Origin of the sequence: Oceanobacillus alkalisoli (assembly GCF_021556485.1) — a bacterium.
Lineage (GTDB): Bacteria > Bacillota > Bacilli > Bacillales > Amphibacillaceae > Oceanobacillus > Oceanobacillus alkalisoli.
The window spans coordinates 219,738-234,462 of sequence record NZ_JAKGBW010000002.1; the positions used below are offsets into that span (position 1 = coordinate 219,738).

General features: G+C 38.9%; 34 protein-coding genes. All 34 read left to right on the plus strand.

All coding sequences use genetic code 11. The features are described from left to right. Positions 1-13 precede the first annotated feature (13 nt). Entirely contained in the window at positions 14-247 is a 234-nt protein-coding gene (locus LZD48_RS03295; RefSeq protein WP_235761309.1) for a hypothetical protein, read from the plus strand. A gap of 189 nt (positions 248-436) precedes the next feature. Continuing rightward, a complete protein-coding gene (locus LZD48_RS03300; protein WP_188858905.1) occupies positions 437-610 on the plus strand; it encodes a hypothetical protein in 174 nt (57 codons plus the stop codon). Position 611: 1 nt separating this feature from the next. Continuing rightward, positions 612-824: a YqaI family protein gene (locus tag LZD48_RS03305; protein WP_235761310.1), complete on the plus strand. Its 213-nt coding sequence runs from the start codon at positions 612-614 to the stop codon at positions 822-824. 102 nt (positions 825-926) lie between these two features. Next, positions 927-1,868 (plus strand): YqaJ viral recombinase family nuclease, encoded by a 942-nt coding sequence (locus tag LZD48_RS03310; protein ID WP_235761311.1) that lies wholly within the window; start codon positions 927-929, stop codon positions 1,866-1,868. Next, positions 1,869-2,717, plus strand: coding sequence for a recombination protein RecT (recT, locus tag LZD48_RS03315; RefSeq protein WP_235761312.1), 849 nt, complete (start codon positions 1,869-1,871; stop codon positions 2,715-2,717). Between the two features lie 5 nt (positions 2,718-2,722). After that, positions 2,723-2,884: a hypothetical protein gene (locus LZD48_RS03320; protein ID WP_235761313.1), complete on the plus strand. Its 162-nt coding sequence runs from the start codon at positions 2,723-2,725 to the stop codon at positions 2,882-2,884. 21 nt (positions 2,885-2,905) lie between these two features. Further along, positions 2,906-3,688, plus strand: a complete 783-nt coding sequence (locus LZD48_RS03325; protein WP_235761314.1) for a phage replication protein O — start codon at positions 2,906-2,908, stop codon at positions 3,686-3,688. A 9-nt stretch (positions 3,689-3,697) separates the two neighbouring features. Then, on the plus strand, positions 3,698-4,471 hold the full coding sequence (locus tag LZD48_RS03330) for an ATP-binding protein (RefSeq protein ID WP_235761315.1): 774 nt from the start codon (positions 3,698-3,700) through the stop codon (positions 4,469-4,471). Between the two features lie 2 nt (positions 4,472-4,473). Then, positions 4,474-4,659 carry a hypothetical protein gene (locus LZD48_RS03335; RefSeq protein WP_235761316.1) on the plus strand — a complete coding sequence of 62 codons (186 nt, stop codon included), beginning with the start codon at positions 4,474-4,476 and terminating at the stop codon, positions 4,657-4,659. After that, on the plus strand, positions 4,660-5,211 hold the full coding sequence (locus LZD48_RS03340) for a phage integrase N-terminal SAM-like domain-containing protein (RefSeq protein WP_235761317.1): 552 nt from the start codon (positions 4,660-4,662) through the stop codon (positions 5,209-5,211). 15 nt (positions 5,212-5,226) lie between these two features. Further along, positions 5,227-5,379, plus strand: a complete 153-nt coding sequence (locus tag LZD48_RS03345) for a DUF6011 domain-containing protein (protein WP_235761318.1) — start codon at positions 5,227-5,229, stop codon at positions 5,377-5,379. Continuing rightward, positions 5,376-5,642, plus strand: a complete 267-nt coding sequence (locus tag LZD48_RS03350; protein ID WP_235761319.1) for a hypothetical protein — start codon at positions 5,376-5,378, stop codon at positions 5,640-5,642. The genes LZD48_RS03345 and LZD48_RS03350 overlap by 4 nt, the downstream gene beginning before the upstream one ends. After that, entirely contained in the window at positions 5,642-5,992 is a 351-nt protein-coding gene (locus LZD48_RS03355; protein ID WP_235761320.1) for a hypothetical protein, read from the plus strand. The genes LZD48_RS03350 and LZD48_RS03355 overlap by 1 nt, the downstream gene beginning before the upstream one ends. Continuing rightward, a complete protein-coding gene (locus LZD48_RS03360; protein WP_235761321.1) occupies positions 5,989-6,165 on the plus strand; it encodes a hypothetical protein in 177 nt (58 codons plus the stop codon). Before LZD48_RS03355 ends, LZD48_RS03360 begins: the two co-directional genes overlap by 4 nt. Next, positions 6,162-6,470 (plus strand): hypothetical protein, encoded by a 309-nt coding sequence (locus LZD48_RS03365; protein ID WP_235761322.1) that lies wholly within the window; start codon positions 6,162-6,164, stop codon positions 6,468-6,470. The genes LZD48_RS03360 and LZD48_RS03365 overlap by 4 nt, the downstream gene beginning before the upstream one ends. Further along, complete coding sequence (locus tag LZD48_RS03370) at positions 6,467-6,868, plus strand: YopX family protein (protein ID WP_235761323.1); 402 nt, start codon at positions 6,467-6,469, stop codon at positions 6,866-6,868. The genes LZD48_RS03365 and LZD48_RS03370 overlap by 4 nt, the downstream gene beginning before the upstream one ends. A 114-nt stretch (positions 6,869-6,982) precedes the next feature. Beyond that, on the plus strand, positions 6,983-7,219 hold the full coding sequence (locus LZD48_RS03375) for a hypothetical protein (protein ID WP_235761324.1): 237 nt from the start codon (positions 6,983-6,985) through the stop codon (positions 7,217-7,219). Positions 7,220-7,231: 12 nt separating this feature from the next. Further along, on the plus strand, positions 7,232-7,423 hold the full coding sequence (locus LZD48_RS03380; protein ID WP_235761325.1) for a hypothetical protein: 192 nt from the start codon (positions 7,232-7,234) through the stop codon (positions 7,421-7,423). Positions 7,424-7,426: 3 nt separating this feature from the next. Continuing rightward, positions 7,427-7,996 (plus strand): hypothetical protein, encoded by a 570-nt coding sequence (locus LZD48_RS03385; RefSeq protein WP_235761326.1) that lies wholly within the window; start codon positions 7,427-7,429, stop codon positions 7,994-7,996. Then, on the plus strand, positions 7,993-8,175 hold the full coding sequence (locus LZD48_RS03390) for a hypothetical protein (protein ID WP_235761327.1): 183 nt from the start codon (positions 7,993-7,995) through the stop codon (positions 8,173-8,175). Before LZD48_RS03385 ends, LZD48_RS03390 begins: the two co-directional genes overlap by 4 nt. Further along, entirely contained in the window at positions 8,168-8,560 is a 393-nt protein-coding gene (locus LZD48_RS03395) for a hypothetical protein (protein WP_235761328.1), read from the plus strand. Before LZD48_RS03390 ends, LZD48_RS03395 begins: the two co-directional genes overlap by 8 nt. Further along, positions 8,557-8,865: a hypothetical protein gene (locus tag LZD48_RS03400; protein WP_235761329.1), complete on the plus strand. Its 309-nt coding sequence runs from the start codon at positions 8,557-8,559 to the stop codon at positions 8,863-8,865. Before LZD48_RS03395 ends, LZD48_RS03400 begins: the two co-directional genes overlap by 4 nt. Positions 8,866-8,977: 112 nt before the next feature. Then, positions 8,978-9,112 carry a hypothetical protein gene (locus LZD48_RS18695; RefSeq protein ID WP_255770434.1) on the plus strand — a complete coding sequence of 45 codons (135 nt, stop codon included), beginning with the start codon at positions 8,978-8,980 and terminating at the stop codon, positions 9,110-9,112. Further along, a complete protein-coding gene (locus LZD48_RS03405) occupies positions 9,109-9,423 on the plus strand; it encodes a MazG-like family protein (protein WP_235761330.1) in 315 nt (104 codons plus the stop codon). Before LZD48_RS18695 ends, LZD48_RS03405 begins: the two co-directional genes overlap by 4 nt. A gap of 2 nt (positions 9,424-9,425) precedes the next feature. After that, positions 9,426-9,620, plus strand: coding sequence for a hypothetical protein (locus LZD48_RS03410; RefSeq protein WP_235761331.1), 195 nt, complete (start codon positions 9,426-9,428; stop codon positions 9,618-9,620). Positions 9,621-9,623: 3 nt separating this feature from the next. Continuing rightward, complete coding sequence (locus LZD48_RS03415; RefSeq protein WP_235761332.1) at positions 9,624-9,836, plus strand: hypothetical protein; 213 nt, start codon at positions 9,624-9,626, stop codon at positions 9,834-9,836. An 11-nt stretch (positions 9,837-9,847) separates the two neighbouring features. Then, positions 9,848-10,006: a DUF1064 domain-containing protein gene (locus LZD48_RS18700; protein ID WP_255770437.1), complete on the plus strand. Its 159-nt coding sequence runs from the start codon at positions 9,848-9,850 to the stop codon at positions 10,004-10,006. 167 nt (positions 10,007-10,173) lie between these two features. Then, positions 10,174-10,305 carry a hypothetical protein gene (locus LZD48_RS19200; protein ID WP_438822741.1) on the plus strand — a complete coding sequence of 44 codons (132 nt, stop codon included), beginning with the start codon at positions 10,174-10,176 and terminating at the stop codon, positions 10,303-10,305. Between the two features lie 106 nt (positions 10,306-10,411). After that, a complete protein-coding gene (locus LZD48_RS03425) occupies positions 10,412-10,636 on the plus strand; it encodes an XtrA/YqaO family protein (protein WP_235761333.1) in 225 nt (74 codons plus the stop codon). Further along, complete coding sequence (locus LZD48_RS03430) at positions 10,633-11,205, plus strand: hypothetical protein (protein ID WP_235761334.1); 573 nt, start codon at positions 10,633-10,635, stop codon at positions 11,203-11,205. Before LZD48_RS03425 ends, LZD48_RS03430 begins: the two co-directional genes overlap by 4 nt. Positions 11,206-11,301: 96 nt before the next feature. Beyond that, positions 11,302-11,814 (plus strand): sigma-70 family RNA polymerase sigma factor, encoded by a 513-nt coding sequence (locus tag LZD48_RS03435; protein ID WP_235761335.1) that lies wholly within the window; start codon positions 11,302-11,304, stop codon positions 11,812-11,814. A 126-nt stretch (positions 11,815-11,940) separates the two neighbouring features. Further along, positions 11,941-12,564, plus strand: coding sequence for a hypothetical protein (locus tag LZD48_RS03440; protein WP_235761336.1), 624 nt, complete (start codon positions 11,941-11,943; stop codon positions 12,562-12,564). A gap of 56 nt (positions 12,565-12,620) precedes the next feature. Further along, on the plus strand, positions 12,621-13,382 hold the full coding sequence (gene terS / locus LZD48_RS03445; RefSeq protein WP_235761337.1) for a phage terminase small subunit: 762 nt from the start codon (positions 12,621-12,623) through the stop codon (positions 13,380-13,382). Then, the gene (locus LZD48_RS03450; RefSeq protein WP_438822742.1) at positions 13,369-14,724 is read left to right on the plus strand and encodes a PBSX family phage terminase large subunit; all 1,356 of its coding nucleotides are present in this window, start codon (positions 13,369-13,371) and stop codon (positions 14,722-14,724) included. Before terS ends, LZD48_RS03450 begins: the two co-directional genes overlap by 14 nt. The last annotated feature ends 1 nt before the right edge of the window (position 14,725 follow it).

The following is a 14,725-nucleotide window of genomic DNA, read 5'->3' on the forward strand; positions in this document are numbered from 1 at the left end:
TAGGAGGGATCGTATGCAAAAGACTTATAGAGATTACACAGTCGGTGAGTTGCTGGATATGGGTTTCATAATTGATGTTCAAAACCACAATACCAAGACAAAAAGGGAAGCTTATGAGGTTATCGGAAAGTTAGGAGGATTGAAAAGTAAGTCTTATAAAATTAACGAGGGAAAACCGAGAGAGTTTGAAGTTATTAAGGGTCATAACAAGAAATTTACAATCGCTAATTTTATCCAAGAAAAATAGCTCACGTTTGCAGACGCGAGCCACTCATAACCAATTTCAAAATCTATATCTATTATACCAAATTGGATATAGGAAGGCTAGTCCTTCCTATATCGGTTATGAACGTGCATTCCTCCCTCCTAATGCATCTATACGTTTGTAGCCGATATAGGGATGATTAACCCTAATACATAGGAAGGAGGTGCTGATATGTACGTAATTACCATGGAAACAGAATGCGAAAACTGTGGGGGGAGCGCATATATGCAACAGGCTGGTGTTGAAAACAAAGTTATTATCGACTTCTTAGAAGAAACACCTTTCAGATGTAAATGTGGTTCAAACACTTATCTAGAAATAGAAAAGAGAATTGAGGAGGACTAACATGAACCATCCAATGATCACACAAATTGAGCGCACAGGCTCCCCATACAGCGCTAAACGCGAAGACTGGGGAACCGACGGTTTGAACAACGATGTTTACAGTGGTGACGAAATCATTGAATTTGATGAAGAAATTTATCTTGTTGAAGAGTTGTCGTTGGATGCAATTGAGATTTTGGAGAGACATGGTGGCATCCATAAAATAGTCAAATAAAAAACGCCCGTAGCAGCGGACGTTTGGAAATATCTTTTTCAAAATTTATCACGTGCTTTTATTATATCACAAAAATGATAAAGGCGCATAGGAGGAAATTGAATGGTCAAAAACACTCTCGAAATGACCCGACAAGAATGGCTCTGGAACAGAAAAAAAGGCTTAGGTGGCTCGGACGCAAGTGCAATCTTAGGTTTCAATCCTTGGAAATCAGCGTTTGAGCTTTATATCGACAAAACAAGCGACTACGTTGAAGAAATCGACAATGAAGCGATCCACTGGGGGAACGTCCTGGAGGATGTAGTTGCAGAAGAATTCACAAGACGTACTGGCAAAAAGGTTCGCCGTAGGAATCAGACATTTAATCATCCAGAATACTCATTCATGATTGCTAATATTGACCGGGATGTTGTCGGAGAAAAGGCTTTGCTTGAATGTAAAACAACCAACGCATTCAACGCTGATGCCTGGGAGGGTGAACGGATACCCCCGGCATACATGTGTCAAGTACAGCATTATATGGCTGTCTTGGGTTACGAGAAAGCATATATCGCAGTTCTTATTGGAGGCCAGAAGTTTGTATGGAAAGAAATTGAACGGGATGACGAGTTCATTGAACTAATGATCGAACAGTTAAGTCGCTTTTGGAATGAACATGTATTAAAAGGGATTCCGCCTGAAATAGACGGCTCCCCATCAGCAAGTGAGTTGTTAAACAAAATGTATCCGGAAGATAGCGGAGAAACAATCATGCTTAAGTCAGATGACGCGGAAACACTTATCAAAGCAATTGATTCCATTAAGTCCGAGGTTAAGGAAAAGCAATCACTCCAAAAGGAGTATGAGAACAAATTAAAGCTAATGGTCGGTGATGCGACAACTGGTGTTACACCACGATTTGAAGTGAATCTGAAAAAAGTCGAACAAAACAGACTGGACAGCAAAATGCTTAGAAAAGAGCTTCCAGACATCGCTGAAAAATACACTAAGACTTCTTCATACAGACGATTAAATATCAAGCAAATTGAACAGGGGGCTATTTAAATGACAAATCAAGTAAATGAAATGAAAAATCAAATGGCGGCAAAGAAAAATAACGGCGGTTCTCCAGCAAAGGACAAGCCAAAAACGATTGAAGATTATCTAAAACAAATGGCACCACAAATGCAGGAAGCTTTACCTAAACACATGGATGTTGATCGCTTAATGAGATTAACCATGACAACCATTCGAACAACTCCGGATTTAAGGCAGGCTGATGTAGGGAGTTTACTGGGAGGGGTAATGCAAGCAGCCCAACTCGGATTAGAACCAGGACTATTAGGTCAGTGCTACTTACTTCCATTTAAAAACAATAAAAAGGGCACTACAGAGGTTCAGTTTATTATTGGATACAAAGGCATGATTGACCTTGCAAGACGTTCAGGGCACATCGAATCAATCTATGCTCATGCCGTTTATGAGAATGATGAGTTTGAATATGAACTAGGTCTTAACCCGACATTGAAGCACGTTCCTACGATGAGCCAAGACAAGGGTGCATACCTTGGTTCTTACGCAGTGGCTCACTTCAAAGATGGTGGTTATCAAATGGAGTTTATGCCTAGAGCAGAGATCGAAAAGCGTAAATCAGCAAGTCGGGGAGCTAATTCGAAATTTAGCCCATGGAATAACTATTATGAGGAAATGGCAAATAAAACAGTTATTAGGCACATGTGGAAGTATCTGCCTATCAGTGTAGAGGTCCAACAGCAAGTTGCTCATGACGAAGGAACAGCAAGAGACATTAAAGACATCACTCCAAATGATGATATTTTCTTGGAAGCTCCAGAGAATGATTTCATTAACGCAGAAGTAACGGAGGGTGGACAAGATGACTTTCCGATTGAGTGATAGTTATGCATAACCAATCAAAAGTCAGGCTCCCGGAATCAATCTGGGAGCTATCAAAAAACGAACAAGAATTAAAGCAGCGCATCCTACATTATATGCGCCATTATCCAGGATATACCGTTTTAAGAGTAGAAGGCAGAATTGCGATTTGTGATATTGGAAGATGATTAAAGGTGGGGGGTGTAGTGATGAGTGGATGGATTAAATTGCATAGGAAGTTACTGACAAGCAATATTTTCCAAAATGAGAAACTCCTAAAAGTATTTACTTATTGCTTGCTAAAAGCAACACACACAGATCACCAACAAATGGTTGGTAAGCAAAAAGTAGCTTTAGAACCAGGTCAATTTGTGTTCGGGAGAAGAAAAGCAGCGTTGGAATTAGACATGAAAGAATCAACTGTTAGGGACTACATGAAGGTTCTAAAAGACGACAACGTAATCGCTATTTCCCCCACCAACAAATTTAGTGTTGTAAGCATTGTTAACTGGGAGATTTATCAGTCCAGAGAAACTGATGACCGACAACAAAGTGACAGCAAACCGACAACAGAAGGACAGCAGAATGACACAAACAAGAATGTAAAGAATGACAAGAATGAAAAGAATAATAAAAAGACTTCTCGTCCCAAATTAAAATTTGAGACGCATCACCTTAAATTGGCAGAGTTGTTATTTAAGAAAGTTAAAGAAAACAATCCGGCGGCTAAAGAACCTAATTTAGAAACGTGGGCTAATACATTCAGGTTGATGATGGAACGTGATGAAAGGGCAGGTAAAGAAATACAAGATTTGATCCTGTGGTCACAAGGACATCATTTCTGGTACAAAAACATTCTTTCTGCTGACAAGTTAAGAAAGCAGTATGATCGATTGCTCTTGGAAATGAAAGATGACCAAAGAAAACCGCTGAAGGTTATTGCTGGCGGAAAAGCCGAAGCGCCAGATGATGGCTACAATTACGGTTTTTAGGAGGTACTCATGGAACCAATTAAAGTAACAAAACCTAAAGAACGATTCATTAAAGAATATGTTTGTCCTGACTGCAATAGAACCGTTACTCAAAAGGAATTGGAAATACCGCGTGGTCCCAGAAAAGGCGAATGGATTGTCGCTGATTACGGTTGCATATGCGAGGATATGAAACTCGTAGAAGAAGCAAAAAAACGCGGTGTTGCATTTAAAAACAAAAAGATGAAACAGCTATTTGATTATTACTCTTTGATCAACGATGCATTAAAAGATGCAACGCTTGAAAACTATGAACCTACTAGCAACGAGTTGGCAATCGCAAAACAAAACATCATGACATACATACAACAATTCGACGGAACAAAAAACTTGTTGCTGCACGGTAATTACGGAACAGGTAAAAGCCATTTGTCCGTATCGGTCACGAAGGAGCTCATGGAGCGAGGGCATGAGTGTCTATTCCTATCACTTCCCAAGCTACTGACGAAAATCAAAGAAACTTATAACAACAAAGGTGTGACGGAGGATGAGCTACTGGAAGTCATTCAACGGGTGGACTTGTTAGTTCTGGATGATATTGGCGCTGAACATCATACCGAATGGGCGAATACGAAACTGTTCGAGGTGTTGGATGACCGGTCCGGCAAGTCAACGATTTACACAACAAATCTGAACAGTAACGAGTTACGGGCGCAAATCAATGAGCGTAACTTCTCCAGAATGATGGAAAACACGGACATTATCACGATGAACGGTAGGGATTACCGCAGGAAGGAGTTTTAAAGATGTGCACAACATGCAACGGCACAGGCGGCCTAACGATCGAACACAGCTGGGGAGCACAATTCCTCCCCTGCCCAAGTTCTGACTGTGATTACGACAGAGAACAGGCTATTCGAGAAGAAAAGGAAGCAATCAAGCGATTCAGGTCTGAAATATACGCTAGACAATTTCAGGAAGGGGCGGTTTGATTGAATCCTAATGTCGTATTAGCTGGATGGTTAAATCGCTATGAGACTAATACCAAACAAACATACAAAAGGTGTGTGGATCAATTCTTTTCTATTGCAAAAAAACAAAGCGTTGAGGAACTTTCGGAAAAGGATATTTTTAATTATCTCGAAGAAATCGAGCATGATAACGCTAATTCTAAGCACACAAAGGTCGAGGCGTTGAGATCGTATTTGTTGTTTTGTAAAGAAACAGGAATTTCAAAAATGGATTTCACTCCACTGCTTGCAAGGGTAGAAAGACAAACCAAAGAAAAAACTTATATGGAATTAGATGATTTCAAGAAGTTATATAAAAAAATACAAAAAGCGAGTAACGATGATCATAGGGTTTTAAAGGCATTGTATTTCGATCAGAGAAAGGTTTCTGATATTGCTCATGAAATGAAAATTTTAAGGCCGGAAATAAACAACATGCTTTATAGATATCACCCTACTGCAACACCAACGATGATTAAAAATTCACTGGATGCTCATAAAAAAGAATTGGCTACTAATCACTTAGAACGTTAGAAAGGAGATATTTAAATGCAAACATGCATCCGATGCGGCCGGAAGCTCAAGGATAAACGCAGTATCGAGCGCAAGTTTGGCCCGAAGTGCTTCAAAAAATGGCAAAAAGAACGTGAAGAAGTTGGCCTGACAGAGAATCAGATGACGATTGAGGATGTGGCGCAATGAACACCATGCATGCTTATCGCGCTCCATTACTAAAGCAAACAAGACGCCGAGACTATGTATTCGTCCTGGAAGATCTGGAATTAGCATTCCCTAAAGACCAATTAGAATCAATCACAATCGCTTGGAATAACGGAATGGAGCTTGAGAATATCGCCGAGAAGTACAAGCGTGCTCCGGAAGAAATATTCTTGGCCCTATTCCATCAAGCGATGGAGAACAAAGTTACTAGGGCATTTGCTTATCGGAAGAAAGGAATGATTTAGTGGACGAAAACCTAATCAAACACATCTACCATCCATTTTATAAAAAAGTAGACAAGCTCGTTGATGATGTCAGGCTCATGCAATTACAAAAAGGCGCTGAAAAATACCCCGAACCATTTACTCCTAGCAATTGGACTGGAAAAGAATTAGCGATACATGCTTTGCAGGAGTTGAGAGACGGACAGGTTTATGTGGTGGGGTTGTATGAGCTGATTGAGGAACTAGAAGATGAATTGCGTGATTGGAAATATATGTTTCACCTATTGAAATCAGACCATGAATTGGATGAAAATTTTCGAACTGGCGAATGGCAGAAGTTATACAGGGATATGGAGGGTGAATCTGAATGAAAGGATTACAAGTAAAAAGATTTGATGAATACAGCCAAAACCCAATAGATGAAATGAACGAATTTATTAAAGATAAAGACGTCGTAGATATTAAGCAAGACATACTGGTGGCACAGACAGGGGCATTTTATTCACAGTATTTAGTTATATACAAGGAGAGTGAATCTGAATGACACCAAAACAACAAATGATGATAGATTATCTTGATGGAAAAATAACGAATGTTGAAATTATAGAAGCTTGGGATAGGGAAAGAGAACGAAACAAGCGTTATCGTGAAGCGTTGGAGTTTTATCGGAACGGACTTAACTATACGTGGAAAGACGGTAAGTCCCCAGTAACATCAAGTGTAATGATTGATGGTGGACTTAGGGCACGTCAAGCATTGGAGAGTACATGTATTCACTGTAACGGAAAAGGATTTAATGGTTTAGATGTATGCACTCAATGCAATCAAGGGGAGAGTGAATCTGAATGAGGGAGATTAAATTCCGGATATGGGACAAAAACAGGAAAGCAATGTATTTCCTGTTGGAAAATAAATATAGTTTCGGAACTTGTGAACAGGATAGGGCGGTAAGCTGGGAAGATGTGTTCGCTGAAAAGGCAGACTTCTTGATTCCGTTACAATACACAGGCCTAAAAGACAAGGACGGCAAGGAGATTTATGAGGGGGATGTATTCGAGCATAACATCCAAGATTATGTCGATGGATTTCCAAGGGAAGAAAACCACACAAAAATAGTTACTTATGACAACGGAGCATTTTGGGTAGGTGATTACTTACTCGCGGATGCAATTGCTAACGACAGTGAAGCTGAAGTAATCGGAAACATTTTTGAACACAGTCATTTATTGGAGCAACGCCATGATTAAAACAATTAAATTTACACTTAATCCATACAGAAAAAACACCATTAGTAATTTTGATGGCAGGTTGTCTGGGTATTGGAAACAGCAGTATTACAGCATGTTTAGGCGGTGGTAAAAATGATATTTGATAAGCAACAATTTAAGAAAAACGCACCATCCAACATTAAGAGAAGTATCCCCCAAAGTCATTTAGATGTGTTGGACGGAATGGAAGTTACTTTTAAAGACAGTGACAAATTTGGTTGGATAGAGCACTACGAAGTACCGCCAAATGAAAGAGGGATAACAAATTTTTATCTCTATCCAGTGGACAAGGAATGGTGTAATAATCAAGGTCAAATGAATTTGTTTTAGGGGTGATTAACAATGAACCACGAAGAAGCCCAACGCCAGCTACGGTATGCACTCAAGAAACAGCAAACGATTAGTATTCCTAGACTAAATAAAATACTTGATGCACTGGATTTTGACAAATTAACACAAAGCAACAAAGACCTTAGACGGCAGAACCAAAAGCTTAGGAGACGGATTGAGAGATTAAAGAATGTGGAGGGATAAGGAATGAAAAAGGTAATTTTGACGAAAGAACAGGCAGATGCGATTGAGGATAGAGTTGCAGAAATAGGAAAATCGATATTAATGAACAATCATAGTAGCTCTGAAGAAAAATGGATAGGAAAATATGAAAGTTTAAATAAACTGACTCCAGATGAAATGGCGAAAGCTTTATACATCGGATACGAAATAGAAGAAACATTTGAGGTTGGCGATTGGATAAAAGATACGTCAACTGGTGCAGTGATTGAAATCATAAACAAACAGCACAGAAATAATATCATGGATAATCGATATACAACAAGAAGGCGCGCCACACCATCCGAAATAGCGGAAGAAAAAGAGCGTAGATGGTGGAAAAAGCATAATCGTGATGTGTGGGAGTTGAAGAGAGATGACCTGTTGAAGAATAGGCACAACCTAGAAATATACCGTACAAAAAGCATTGATAGTGATGGTTATTACGAATTAAGGAGAGATGGAGTTAGTTACTTCCACCAGATTAAAGACATAAGAGAACATTTCTGTGTAACTTGCTTTGCAGAAAACCGCTTAGATCGGGAGGGTGGAGAATGATTGAACGAGATTACGAGATGGAGTTTATCCATTTGAAATTAGATGACTTTGCGGAAAAAGCCATTGAAGCGAAACAACTAACTGACCAAACCATCGTACGAAAGACAATCGAACAATTACTAAAAGATATATTAGAAACTCAAAATGCATTGGAAGATGGGGTGTATCCGAATGAGTAGGTTGGAAGAGATTAAAGAAGAATTACCATACACAATTAGGTATCATCCAGATGTTGAAAGACTGATCTCCCGCTTGGAAGAACTTGAATATGCTTCTAGATATAACGGCGAATTAAACGAGTTTCTGCAAAAGAGAAAACTACATCCAAGAACATTAGGTAGGCATGTTGTGGGTGTGGTGATGGATTATGTGGAGGAATTGGAAGAAGAAAAATACCAAGATCCACGACAAGGAATGCTGGAAGATATGCACATGGAGAATGAACGCTACAAACAGGCATTGGAAAATATCGAAGAACTTTGGGCAAACAGAGAATTTAATGACAACCTAGCTTGGGATATGCTCCTTGAATCCCGCCAAGCCCTGAAAGGCGAATCCCAATGAGTCAAATCAGACCCGAACACTACTATCAGGCGGAACAAAACAACATCGACCGCAGAACATTTTACAGCCGGGTCAAGCTCCACAAATGGGATATCGATAAAGCAATAAACAAGCCAAAACGGAAAAGGAGGGGTTCTGTAATGAAGGGATTGCATGAACGAGAAATGGAAAATGTAATCGAAGAACTGCATGCATTGGGATATTACGAAACAAACGGAAAGACGTTAAAAGAATTATATAAACAGCTTGCTTTCTTGGAATTAACGAAGGTTGAGGTTAAGTCGCCACATTCAAGCTGGTTTTAAGCACAAATAACAACATAGGGAGCGTTTCGGAGACAACTAGATGAAATTATACATAAAAGACAGAAACGCTCCTGTGGATGAATTAAAAAACGTTTTTAAGGAGGACTAACCTATGAATCTGACTAAGCATGCAGTAAATAACATAAAACGATTCGCTGATGCCATGAGTAAAGGTCTTGTTAAAGCAGGAGAAGGAGCGCGTAGTTTAAGAGTAAAGGTAAGGAGAGAAAAGGAGACTAACCAATGAATCTAAATGAATTAACTACAAATATTGAACAGTGGGCAATTGATAGGAATTTACACACTGCTGACCCAGCAAAACAAACTATCAAACTCGGTGAAGAATTCGGAGAGTTATGCCAAGGGATAGTGAAAGGCAATTTAGACCAAGTGATTGATTCTATAGGAGATATGTATGTGGTAATGACTATTTTGTCTATGCAACAGGGATTAAGTTTTGAGCAGTGTGTCCGTGCTGCGTATGAGAAAATCAAGGACCGCAAAGGCAAAATGGTTAACGGTGTATTTGTGAAAGAAGAAGATTTAAAGGAGGTCTAACCATGCAAACACTAGATAAATCACTTAGAGACACAGAAGTCAGTCAACGCAAGGAGTTTTTAATTATGAACCTTAGAAAACTAGGCGTCTTTGAAACAACGGACGGAAGAAGTCTAGACGATGTAAGCCTGTATACATTGGAATGGAACTATGTGACCGCCAAGAATGATGCTATTCGAGCATACGGGGAGGAATAATCCATGCAAGCAATCAGCAGAGTGCGCCATCCGGATAAATATCAGTGTGTGTTGCAGTGTATTGATAAGGAATCGGAAGGCTTCGAATGTGTGCAGCCGATTCGCCGGGTGACGAGATATCATAAGCATTTTAAGCGTAGAGGTAAGTTTGTGGAGTTTTCCGGAGATAGCGGTGATAGCTATTGGGAAGCTGTGTATCGTAAGAAATTGTCGTGAGGGGTGATAATTTGCAGAGGACGAAAAGGAAAAGAAAAAATAAATATAATGCTAGAAAAGTAGAGTTTCAAGGATTGGAATTCGATTCTAAAGCAGAATGGGAACTTTATATGCTTCTCAAGAATGACAAGACGGTGAAGGATATCGAATTACAGCCGGAATTCATATAATCGAACCGTATAAAGTCACTTGCGGGCGTTGTGATGGTCGGGGTAGAAACTTTAACGAAAAGACTGGACGATTCAACAAATGCACGCTATGTAAGGGTCATGGTACTAGAACAAAGCAAGGCGCTAAGTACACGGCGGATTTCAAAGTAACCTACATTGATGGGCATGTGGAAGTTATTGATGTGAAAGGCGGCAGGGTATCCCATGATTTCCCGTTGAGGCGGAAGTTGTTTGAGATTAAGACGGGAATTGAATTGATCATTGCTAAAAAAACGAAAAATGGTTGGGAAGTTAAGTAAATCTAGCAATCTAGCGAAATAATCAATAAAAAAGCCGGGGCTCATCTCCCCGGCAACCAACTCTATTTGACTAAGTTTATTATACCATACTGAGGGGTTGGTACACATGAATAAGAGAGACATCCAGGCAACAATCCAAGAAGATTTCCAACTAGAAGAGGGAGCTAATAAGCTAGAATTTGATATAATGGACTTACCTTCCAGTTGTGTAATAGTTATTTGCGATGGAGTAGCTAAATTGAGGGAGCTTCCACCATTTGGCGAATACAAAATCGTTACACATCAAGGGAAGGTGAAAAGAATGCGGAGGGAAGAGGGGGAAGAGTTTTGAGTATAATTATATTAATTTTGCAAGTGGTAATTATTATTGGAGCATACTGGTTATTTGATTATATAAAAAAGGTCCCAGATCAGATACACAAGAAAAACTTAGAAACATTTAAAAATGAATTACAGAAGGAAATTGTAAAGCTAGAGGCTTCTGAAAGCAATTTGCACCTAAAGAAGATTGAAAAGTTCACAGAGTTTAGTGGGGCGCTTTACGATGTTCTTAATGGTGTGAAATACAAAGATGTTGATGATGAAGAACTTAAAGAAAATGCAACAAAATCTATGGAATCCTTTACTAAGGACATAATGTTTTTCGCTGGGGAAAACACTATAAAGAAGTTTGTTGAGTACAGAAGATATTCTCAACTATTAACTAATGAGGGCGGTAAAGATGAACAAGCTAAGTTTAATTATATTTTAGCTGAATTAATTTTAGAAATGAGAAAGGATTTAGGGTATGACGATAAAGTAGATGTTGATGATTATTTGTATATCTTAATTAGGGATTGGGATGAAAACAAAGAGTTGTTCAAGGAAAGATCAAATAGAGCAAAACAATTAAAAAAATAGTTCTACCAGCCAACTGGAGGACACTGAATGACGCAAGAAGCGTTGTTTGGTGTCCTTTTTTTATTTGCAAAACAACTACTTGAGGGAGTGTTGTAAATGAACAATATGAACAGCAAACAACTAGAAAACTGGGCAGACAGATTACTGGCAGAATACGATGAAGGTTGGAGGGGATTGAATAAGACGAAGGACAATCTCCGTGATGATTTTCTTCCTGATCAACAGGATAAGACACATATAAACAGTATGATTGACAGCATGACCTATTCCATCGATTGGATGCGAACTGGCAGGCAACCCGATATGTATCGTGGTGTAGATAAAAAAGATAAATATCGCGCTAAGTTTTATGATGATATGGATATTTTGCCGGATATAAATGAGGAATTGCGGAAAGAGCGGGAGCCGTTGTACATTACGAAAGACCAAAGAAAAGCATTGCTGCAGGTGTTCAAGAATTTCTCTAAAAGGGAAAGGCAGTGCTATGTTATGTATGAAGCCGAAAACTTTAGCATGCAACAAATTGCTAACCGTTTAGGCATAAGCAAAGGCACCGTTCAAATGTATATAAACCGTGCACGGGAGAAGGTTCATGCGGTCGCTTCATGAAGTTATGTCTTACGGTTGTCTTACGAATTTCGTATTGAATGAAGGGGTATAGAGCACTAATCAAGGTAGAAGGTGTTCTTTTAAGACCTTGCGGTCTTTATAAACGCTGAAAAGTATAGTATTATTATGCTAAAAAATAAAGGCGTTGATAGTTTGGGAGATAAAAGAGATAGTGTAGAGTTAATTGTTTTGGTCATAATTGGGATTAACATGTTATTTCTTATGTTTTTTTTACTCTACTTTATGTTTAATGTCAGTAAGGAGATAACAGCAGGATTGATAGCGTTTATCGGTGCAATCATTGGAGGGTTCATTACCTATCTTGGGGTTAAGGTAACTTTAGACCATAGAGACAAGGAAGTCTTTCTAAGTAGCGCTACTGAAAAATTGCAAGGCTTAGAGAAGTTAAATGCAAATTATAATAGCTATCTGAACAAAGCAGCTGCTCATGAACAGGCATTCTTCAGAGAAAACGGGATATCTTATATGTTTGTTAAGGAATTCTTTAAAGAATTCTATAATCAGTTGATTGGTGATACTGAGTTAATCTATGAAGTTATGTCTTATGACGAACTTCGAATTCTCGAATTTCATAAAAAGACTTTTAAAGTATTAATATATAAAGAAGCCCTTAGCAACGAGGATGTGAAAGCTGGCATTTCAAAAGTAAGAGACGTGAACAAGATGTTTGCGGTTAGTAAGAATAATCTAGATGAAAAGTATTACAAATTAAGAAGTAAAAAATATTAAGCATCCTAAAGGGTGCTTTTTTAATACCTAAATACGGAGGTGTGGAGTTGATGTAAATGCCGAACTGGAAGGAAATACAAAAAGAATGGGAAGCTACGAATAAAACCTATAAAGAACTGGAAGAACAATTCAATGTAAAATCATCAACAATTAGAAGTAGGAAGAATAGAGAGAAATGGCAACGCAACGCAACAGTGAGTGCAACGCAACAAAAGAATGTTGCAACAAAAAAAGAAGCAGCCGTTGTGAAGAATGAAAAGAAAGCTTCATCTAATGGACAGAAAAATAGGGGTGGTAACCCTAATCCAAAGAACCAATTCACAAAACGGAACAGTGCAGCATTAAAGCATGGATTCTTTAGCAAATACATTCCCGAGGAAACACTAGAAATCATGGGGATGTTGGATAAGAGTGATCCCGCAGATTTAATCTGGGACCAAATACAAATACAGTATGCTGCTATTATTCGTTCGCAACAGATTATGTACGTAAATGACATAAGTGATATGAGCAAGGAAGTAAAGAAGGATATCAGCTCAGCAGAATTTGATTCTAAGGAATATGAAATACAATTCGCATGGGATAAGCAGGCGAGCTTCCTAAATGCACAATCTAGAGCCATATCAGAGTTGCGTACATCCATCAGGCAATTTGTCGATATGACGAATGAAGATGATGAGCGCAGGTTGAAGCTCGAACAAATGCAGCATCAAATAGATAAGACCAAGGCCGAAACCGAGAAAATAACCAAAGAACAAGACGGCGGTTCTCCACCAGTTATTACAATTGTTGACGAGTGGAGTGATGCAAGTGAGTAAGCGGGTAACTGTAAACATCCAAAAAGAAATTAACCCACATTTTAAACCTGTATGGACCACAGATAAGCCTTATAACATATTAAGAGGCGGTCGTAACTCATTTAAGTCATCTGTTATTGCATTGCTGCTTGTTTATATGATGCTTAGGTATCTAACCAAGGGAGAAAAGGCGAACGTTGTTGTCGTTCGTAAAGTAGCAAGCACAATTCGAGATTCGGTATTCCTAAAAATTCAATGGGCGCTTGAGAAGTTCGGATTGCTGGATCAATTTAGTATGACGGTTGCTCCTTTCAAGATAATGCATAAAGGAACTGGATCAACATTCTATTTCTATGGATCGGATGATTTCCAGAAGCTGAAATCTAACGACATCGGGAATTTAATTGCAGTCTGGTATGAAGAAGCTGCTGAATTTGGTAGTGCCGAGGAATTTGACCAGACGAACGTTACATTTATGCGACAGAAACATCCACTGGCTGATTTCGTCCGGATATTCTGGTCGTATAACCCGCCGAGGAACCCATACCACTGGATAAATGAATGGTCCGACAGCATGACTGGTGAAGATGCCTATTTGGTCCATCATTCAAGTTATTTAGATGATGAATTGGGCTTTGTTACTGAACAAATGCTTGATGATATCGAGCGAATCAAAAAGAATGATTATGATTACTATCGGTATTTGTATAAAGGTGAACCGGTAGGTCATGGAAATAATGTCTACAATATGAGCTTATTTAAAGAGTTAGAGGAGTTGCCTTCTGACGATAGAATTATTGCTCTTTATTATTCTACAGACGGCGGGCACTCACAATCGGCTACTACTCATGGTTGTTACGGTCTAACAGCTAAGGGGAATGTGATACTGCTAAATACTTATTACTATAGCCCGGCTGGTAGAGTTGAAAAGAAGGCTCCTAGCGATTTATCAAAGGACTTAAATGAATTCATAACAAAGACAGCACAACAAGAGTATTGGCGTGGTGCCAGGATAATGAACCGTACCATTGATAGTGCTGAGGGCGCGCTTAGAAACCAGTATTATAAAGATTATCGACAGCATTTAGCACCAGTCGCCAAGAAAAAGAAAGTTGATATGATTGACTACCCTACCGACCTTTTAGCGCAAGGTCGTTTTTATTATCTTAAAAATCCATATCCAACCGGGATGGAGCATGCGGATAGCAATGAAATCTTCATAGAGGAACATAAAAAGTTCTCCTGGAATGAAAAAACAGTCAACAGTGAAAATCCGCAAGTTATCGAAGAGGATGACCATACTTGTGACCAATTTATATATTTTTGTTTATCAAACGCACGTGATTTAAGACTGAAAGTTTAGG

What these genes read in the sequence shown, in the direction of transcription:
- LZD48_RS03295 (WP_235761309.1), top strand. Translation starts at nt 14, where the DNA reads ATGCAAAAGACTTATAGAGATTACACAGTCGGTGAGTTGCTGGATATG.
- LZD48_RS03300 (WP_188858905.1), top strand. Translation starts at nt 437, where the DNA reads ATGTACGTAATTACCATGGAAACAGAATGCGAAAACTGTGGGGGGAGC.
- LZD48_RS03305 (WP_235761310.1), top strand. Translation starts at nt 612, where the DNA reads ATGAACCATCCAATGATCACACAAATTGAGCGCACAGGCTCCCCATAC.
- LZD48_RS03310 (WP_235761311.1), top strand. Translation starts at nt 927, where the DNA reads ATGGTCAAAAACACTCTCGAAATGACCCGACAAGAATGGCTCTGGAAC.
- recT (WP_235761312.1), top strand. Translation starts at nt 1,869, where the DNA reads ATGACAAATCAAGTAAATGAAATGAAAAATCAAATGGCGGCAAAGAAA.
- LZD48_RS03320 (WP_235761313.1), top strand. Translation starts at nt 2,723, where the DNA reads ATGCATAACCAATCAAAAGTCAGGCTCCCGGAATCAATCTGGGAGCTA.
- LZD48_RS03325 (WP_235761314.1), top strand. Translation starts at nt 2,906, where the DNA reads ATGAGTGGATGGATTAAATTGCATAGGAAGTTACTGACAAGCAATATT.
- LZD48_RS03330 (WP_235761315.1), top strand. Translation starts at nt 3,698, where the DNA reads ATGGAACCAATTAAAGTAACAAAACCTAAAGAACGATTCATTAAAGAA.
- LZD48_RS03335 (WP_235761316.1), top strand. Translation starts at nt 4,474, where the DNA reads ATGTGCACAACATGCAACGGCACAGGCGGCCTAACGATCGAACACAGC.
- LZD48_RS03345 (WP_235761318.1), top strand. Translation starts at nt 5,227, where the DNA reads ATGCAAACATGCATCCGATGCGGCCGGAAGCTCAAGGATAAACGCAGT.
- LZD48_RS03350 (WP_235761319.1), top strand. Translation starts at nt 5,376, where the DNA reads ATGAACACCATGCATGCTTATCGCGCTCCATTACTAAAGCAAACAAGA.
- LZD48_RS03360 (WP_235761321.1), top strand. Translation starts at nt 5,989, where the DNA reads ATGAAAGGATTACAAGTAAAAAGATTTGATGAATACAGCCAAAACCCA.
- LZD48_RS03365 (WP_235761322.1), top strand. Translation starts at nt 6,162, where the DNA reads ATGACACCAAAACAACAAATGATGATAGATTATCTTGATGGAAAAATA.
- LZD48_RS03370 (WP_235761323.1), top strand. Translation starts at nt 6,467, where the DNA reads ATGAGGGAGATTAAATTCCGGATATGGGACAAAAACAGGAAAGCAATG.
- LZD48_RS03375 (WP_235761324.1), top strand. Translation starts at nt 6,983, where the DNA reads ATGATATTTGATAAGCAACAATTTAAGAAAAACGCACCATCCAACATT.
- LZD48_RS03380 (WP_235761325.1), top strand. Translation starts at nt 7,232, where the DNA reads ATGAACCACGAAGAAGCCCAACGCCAGCTACGGTATGCACTCAAGAAA.
- LZD48_RS03385 (WP_235761326.1), top strand. Translation starts at nt 7,427, where the DNA reads ATGAAAAAGGTAATTTTGACGAAAGAACAGGCAGATGCGATTGAGGAT.
- LZD48_RS03390 (WP_235761327.1), top strand. Translation starts at nt 7,993, where the DNA reads ATGATTGAACGAGATTACGAGATGGAGTTTATCCATTTGAAATTAGAT.
- LZD48_RS03395 (WP_235761328.1), top strand. Translation starts at nt 8,168, where the DNA reads ATGAGTAGGTTGGAAGAGATTAAAGAAGAATTACCATACACAATTAGG.
- LZD48_RS03400 (WP_235761329.1), top strand. Translation starts at nt 8,557, where the DNA reads ATGAGTCAAATCAGACCCGAACACTACTATCAGGCGGAACAAAACAAC.
- LZD48_RS18695 (WP_255770434.1), top strand. Translation starts at nt 8,978, where the DNA reads ATGAATCTGACTAAGCATGCAGTAAATAACATAAAACGATTCGCTGAT.
- LZD48_RS03405 (WP_235761330.1), top strand. Translation starts at nt 9,109, where the DNA reads ATGAATCTAAATGAATTAACTACAAATATTGAACAGTGGGCAATTGAT.
- LZD48_RS03410 (WP_235761331.1), top strand. Translation starts at nt 9,426, where the DNA reads ATGCAAACACTAGATAAATCACTTAGAGACACAGAAGTCAGTCAACGC.
- LZD48_RS03415 (WP_235761332.1), top strand. Translation starts at nt 9,624, where the DNA reads ATGCAAGCAATCAGCAGAGTGCGCCATCCGGATAAATATCAGTGTGTG.
- LZD48_RS03425 (WP_235761333.1), top strand. Translation starts at nt 10,412, where the DNA reads ATGAATAAGAGAGACATCCAGGCAACAATCCAAGAAGATTTCCAACTA.
- LZD48_RS03435 (WP_235761335.1), top strand. Translation starts at nt 11,302, where the DNA reads ATGAACAATATGAACAGCAAACAACTAGAAAACTGGGCAGACAGATTA.
- LZD48_RS03440 (WP_235761336.1), top strand. Translation starts at nt 11,941, where the DNA reads ATGCTAAAAAATAAAGGCGTTGATAGTTTGGGAGATAAAAGAGATAGT.
- terS (WP_235761337.1), top strand. Translation starts at nt 12,621, where the DNA reads ATGCCGAACTGGAAGGAAATACAAAAAGAATGGGAAGCTACGAATAAA.
- LZD48_RS03450 (WP_438822742.1), top strand. Translation starts at nt 13,369, where the DNA reads ATGCAAGTGAGTAAGCGGGTAACTGTAAACATCCAAAAAGAAATTAAC.